Source organism: Synechococcus sp. H60.3 (assembly GCF_047462295.1).
GTDB lineage: Bacteria > Cyanobacteriota > Cyanobacteriia > Thermostichales > Thermostichaceae > Thermostichus.
Map to the genome: position 1 here is coordinate 1 of NZ_JANSIY010000207.1, position 1,195 is coordinate 1,195.

Genomic DNA, 1,195 nt, shown 5'->3' on the forward strand with positions numbered 1-1,195 from the left:
GGTGTGGAGAGCCTGGGAGGTGTCTCAATCTGGTTTGAAATGGCTACGCAGCCGCAACTCCGAAGCTGGGAGAAGGCTTCAATCTGAGATGTGGTGAGGTGTTGAGTTGAACAGGCGTCCAGAACCGACCAGCCTACTGACTGGGAGCTTCTTGGGCAGGAGCCGTGCCCAAGGGAACGTCCTTGTTGTAGATGTAGGCAATTAGATCGAAAGCGGCGTCTAGCTCCCCTGTATCTTGCACAGGATTTAGGCTGATGTTGCTCACCCGAAACAAGGTGCGTAGACGCTCTACATCCCTCATGAGATTAATGATGTCCGTATAGGGGCCCCGCACCGCGACGCGACTGGTCTGCACCTGGATAGCCGGAGCAATGATCGCGGGCACTTCGGGGTTATTCGAAGAAGCAGGGGTGAGGGGGGAGGGGGTAAAACTGCGCAACTCGCTGTTGGGCTGTCCCCGCACCAGTCGGTTGAGATCGATCAGTTGCGTGTCGGCATTCTCAGGGGTGGCCAGCAAGCTGCTGATCTGCTGCTGTTGCACACGAGCCTTCTCGATCTGGTTGGGCAGATCCTGTAGGCTGGCAATCTGGCCCTGTACCTCCTGCAACTGGCTGGTTTTTTGGGCTACCTTTCTTTCCAAGGCTTGCACCTCTCTAATTAGAGGACGGAGTTGGGTGAAGGCCAAAAAGCCCGCTGTACCCAAGCCCAGGATCCCGATCAACAGGCCAATGCGAATGGGGGTCAGCTCGACACCCAGCAGTACCGGCGGCCCCGCCGGAGGTGCCATTAGTTGTTCATCGTGAAAACTGTCCAGCGAGCCGGTCATCAGTTCCCCTCCACTTGACGCAAAATGCGGATCTTTTCCACCAAGCCTATTGCTCCCCGCTGCTCCAGCTCGCGGGTAAACTCTGGGTCGGGATCCCCTATGGTTCGAATAGTAACCGTTAGGCCGTAGGTGACGCTGGGTTCAGTTTCAGGTGTGCCCTCCACTCGAGAGGCACTGTTGAGAACGGCACTGGTTACGAAGTTGGAATCCAGCAGGGTGAGCAAAAAGTCGTTCACCAAGGGAAAATCGAGCGCCCCGCCTTGGATGTTCACGGTATCCCCAGAGGCGCTGATGTTGGTTATCCACACCCCTTGGCCAGGGATCCTGCGCCGCACTTCTTCCAAAATGGCTGACCAGGGCTGGACGGAT

General features: G+C 56.9%; 2 protein-coding genes. Both read right to left on the reverse strand.

Going from position 1 to position 1,195, the window contains the following annotated elements; genetic code table 11:
* Window positions 1–133: 133 nt before the first annotated feature.
* Entirely contained in the window at window positions 134–826 is a 693-nt protein-coding gene (locus tag NW841_RS12800) for a hypothetical protein (protein ID WP_414386770.1), read from the reverse strand.
* Window positions 826–1,195, reverse strand: a 370-nt coding sequence (locus NW841_RS12805; protein WP_414386772.1) for a PilN domain-containing protein, incomplete at its 5' end; no start/stop codon positions are given. The genes NW841_RS12805 and NW841_RS12800, both read right to left, overlap by 1 nt.

Bases quoted from the DNA above. Each gene is read 5' to 3' on its own strand.
- NW841_RS12800 (WP_414386770.1), bottom strand. From the start codon at position 826: ATGACCGGCTCGCTGGACAGTTTTCACGATGAACAACTAATGGCACCT.